The following is a 3,937-nucleotide window of genomic DNA, read 5'->3' on the forward strand; positions in this document are numbered from 1 at the left end:
GCCGAATTGCTGATTGGGGGCAGCGTTGAGTTGTTGAAGAAGGGAGTCGCCATCGCTCCGCCCTTTCCCCTCGAGCTGTGCGGCTCGAACGAGGATCGGACAGCCACTCGTGCTCACGACGACCCCGATTCCCTTCACAGACTCCAAGACTGTTCCCGGAGGATGACCTTCTGTGGGCCAGCGTCCGATCAGGGGATGTACATCGGCGCTGAGTTCCTCTTTCAGTCGATCGATGAGGGGTTCGCAATGGAGGAGTTTGAGGCGTTTGTTGTTCCAAAGCGTGACGGCATTTGGATAGAGCGCCATCACTTTTCGATGAATGGTGAGTGCCGAGGCAGACCAGTCGATCTGGTGATCTTGTTTGGTGAGCATGCGTGCGTAACTCGCGTCTCCTTGGCGATCAGCCTGGTTGATCACCTTGAGGCGAGCCCTGCGTTCGGGCTCGGTTCCCGGTCCTGCTGATTCAATCAATGGCATCGCTTCCACCATGAGTTCAGCGGTGAGAGTGCTCATGCGTTTGGCCAGAGTGTGGCCGTTTTCAAGTAACCCAATCGGCAGGTTTCGCTCAATCAGAACAGGTCCTGTGTCCAGTCCCTCTTCCATGGCCATAACACCCACGCCGGTTTCGGGGTCTCCTTCCAGAATTGACCACTGAATTGGTCCAGCACCTCTCCATCGGGGAAGTACGGATCCATGGCCGTTCCAACACCCCAGTGGCGGTTGATCCAGCACACGTTTCGGCAAGATTTGACCGAATGCCACCACGACGGATAGGTCAGCTTGAAGCTCGGCAAGTTGCCTTTGGCAGCCTTCGTCCTGCTTGATCCGTTCCGGCGTGAACACGGTGATCCCCATTTCAAGGGCCTTGGCTTTCACCGCTGAGGGAATCAAAGTCTTACCACGCCCTCGGCGTCGATCCGGTTGGGTGACCACTCCGACGAGCGTATGGCCAGCTTGATGCAGAGCGACCAGGGTTGGCACTGCATAGTCGGGAGTTCCCCAAAACAAAATCTTCATCGAGCGAAGCTCAGGCCTCGCCTGTAATTGCCAAACCATCCACCCACACATGGGGTGACACACCTTGGTGGGTCACCACCTCATTGGGTTCCAAGTGAACGATCCCTTTCAGAACATCTCGGATGTCGCCGGCGATCGTGGCTGCTTCCACAGAGATGCGCTCACCATCTTTCACGAGCCAGCCATCAAATGGAAGTGAAAAGGCCCCTTGACTCGCCTTTACGCCTGCATGGAGTGCGCTCAAACTTTCGATCAACACGAAAGTATCCCGAGTATTCCGATGGTCGAGATGGGCAGCGGCACTGCTGCCCTCTTCGCTTGTACTCACTTCAAACCAATCTGGACCAACGGACACCTTGGCTCCGAGTCCGGCATGACCGGTGGGTTGAACACCAAACTGACGAGCTGTGGCCTCGGAATGGAGCAGATTCTCCAACTTGCCGTTGCCAATCAGACAGAGGCGTTTGGTTGGTGTGCCTTCTCCATCAAAGGCAGCTGCTCCCACGTGATTGGGATGCAAACCGTTGTCGTGCAAATTAAAAAATGGCACCGCCAGTTGTTGGCCGAGCGATTCCTTGCTGCTGAGACTGATCCCATCAAGAATGGAACGGGCATTCATCATGCTGCTGAATGCACCGAGCAGATCCAGGAAAGCCTCTGGCGTGAAGCAGACCAGATAGCGACCGGTATCGATCGGTTGGTAGTTGAGATGGCTGATGGTGCGTTCGGCTGCTTCCTTGATGCAGCCGCTCAGATCCAGATCAGCGCTTCCCAGCGCTACGCGCACAGCTCCGCCACTGCGAGGTTTTCTGCCACTTTCTTCGGCACGGGCATACAGGTAAAGGCTGGCCTGAGTCCGTTGCATGTGGCGAAGCGCCCCTTCGCTGTTGAGGTAAATCCGCTCGCTATTGCCCTCGCTCAAGCCGTTATAGGGAACGGTTTCGATTGCAGGGTGTTTAGCAAGGAGTTCTCCTTCCACATCTTTCAGGGTGCTGAGCAACGTCTGAATGCTCTGAGAGGGTTTGAGTGGTCGATCAATCTCGGGGATCGGTGCTGTTGCGAGTGGCGAAAAGCCTGGAATGTCTTCTGCATTTCCAAAAGCACTGGCCTGATAAGCACCATTGAGTGCCTTCTCGAGGCCTCCTGGTGACAGATCAGAGGTGCTGGTCACACCAACCAGTCCTTGCTCATTCCAAACGCGCACAGTGATGGAACTGCGTTGAGCAGCCTTCATTTGCTTCGCTTCCCCTCGATCCACTTGGACCGAAGCATTCATGCCTCTGCTGGCTCCAAGATCCCATTGACGGATTCCATCCCTGGTCGCTAGGGCGTGGAGCTGATCGCGGAGCTCTTCCACATTGAGAGGTGTATGGGTCATGGTCAGCGGCCTCCCACCGTGATCGAATCAACCTTGATGTGGGGTTGCCCCACCGTGACAAAAATGCTGCCGCTCACCGATCCGCAGTATCCAGCGGCTAAATCGAGGTCGTTGGCGCACATGGAAATCCTCGGCATGACTTCCTTGGCTTCCCCGATCAAGGTGGCTCCCTTCACAGGACGCCCCAGTTGTCCATTCTCAATGATGTAGCCCTCTTCCACAGAGAAATTGAATTGACCGGTTGGTCCCACACTTCCACCGCCCATCGATTTGCAATACAGGCCACGATCGACGGATTGGATCAGTTCGTCAGAGCTGTGGGGACCTGCAGCGATGTAGGTGTTACGCATGCGACTTGCAGCAGCAAAACCATGGTTTTGTCTCCTACCGCTTCCGGTACGCACATGACCGGTCCGTAGTTCACCGGCACGATCACTCAAAAATCCTTTTAAGACGCCTTGCTCGATTAAGACCGTGCGTTGTGATTCCATCCCCTCATCGTCCATGGATAGGGAACCAAAGGCACCGCTACTCAAACCTTCATCAATCGCGGTGACTGCAGGGTTGGCAATCACTTCTCCAACTTGATCTGCAAAGGGGGTCGTTCCCCGTTCAACCTGTGTGGTTTCGAGCAGATGGCCGCAGGCTTCATGGAATATGACCCCTCCAAAACGATTGGCGAGAACCACTGGCATCTGCCCTCCATCCACGTAATTGGCATGGAGCATGGTTGCTGCACTGGTGCACACTTCGTTGGCCGCTGCATCCACATCCCAGTCCCGTAGGTCATTAGGGCGATCGCTGGATCCAAACCGGCGAGCGATGTTTGCACGATGCTCGCCATCTGCGGCCAGGACACTCAGGCCGCTGGACTGATGCAGACGGATGTCGCGGGCATAGGTCCCATCACTGGCTGCCACAAGAACCTCTTGCCAATCCCGTGAAAAGCTGCCTCTTCGCACCTCCAGGTGCTCTCCCAGCTGATCAAGACGAGCTGTTCCTTCCAGCAGTCGCTGTGTGATTTCACTGAGCTCGGGGGACTGAGTGAGCCAGGTGTCTTTGTTGACCCCAAAATCTCTGAGTGGATGGAGCCCCTGAAAGCCTCGATCATGCTGGAGAGCATTGTGCTCCAATTCGAGCATGGCCAAGGCTTGGTCAAGCGCCTGGGCTAAGCCGGATTCACTGAGATCGTTCGTGCTCACGAAACCGTCTCGGTGTCCGAGGAAGACGCGGATTCCTGCGCCCATTCCGAAAGATGGAGACACACTTGTGATGCGTTCCTGTTCGGCGAGCACACCTAAATGATCCGTGCGTTCTAGGAACACTTCTACAAGATCCGCACCAGCACGGACCCCTGTCTGAAGAAGCGTTTCCAGGCGATCTTTCCAGGGGGTGTGGCTCGGATCCAGATTGAATGTCTGGTTAAGAGCGGGATGGGTATCGACCAAGCCCCTCATCTGCGTCAGCCTTGATTATGGAGAATCGCAGAAGGAAACGCAGACAGAGGTGCTGGTCGATAGGTCCCTCTCAACGAACGCCTGG

3 protein-coding genes are annotated in these 3,937 nt (G+C 55.7%); all 3 read right to left on the reverse strand.

What is annotated here, in order from left to right; translation table 11 throughout:
• The coding region (fmt, locus tag NCN04_RS09060) for a methionyl-tRNA formyltransferase (RefSeq protein ID WP_250395871.1) at nt 1-1,017 on the reverse strand (1,017 nt) is incomplete at its 3' end.
• A 10-nt stretch (nt 1,018-1,027) separates the two neighbouring features.
• The gene (locus NCN04_RS09065) at nt 1,028-2,395 is read right to left on the reverse strand and encodes a TldD/PmbA family protein (RefSeq protein WP_048346431.1); all 1,368 of its coding nucleotides are present in this window, start codon (nt 2,393-2,395) and stop codon (nt 1,028-1,030) included.
• 2 nt (nt 2,396-2,397) lie between these two features.
• Nucleotides 2,398-3,852 carry a TldD/PmbA family protein gene (locus tag NCN04_RS09070; protein ID WP_250395872.1) on the reverse strand — a complete coding sequence of 485 codons (1,455 nt, stop codon included), beginning with the start codon at nt 3,850-3,852 and terminating at the stop codon, nt 2,398-2,400.
• Between the last annotated feature and the right edge of the window lie 85 nt (nt 3,853-3,937).

The sequence above is a fragment of the Synechococcus sp. MU1655 genome (assembly GCF_023630655.1).
Taxonomy (GTDB): domain Bacteria; phylum Cyanobacteriota; class Cyanobacteriia; order PCC-6307; family Cyanobiaceae; genus Synechococcus_C.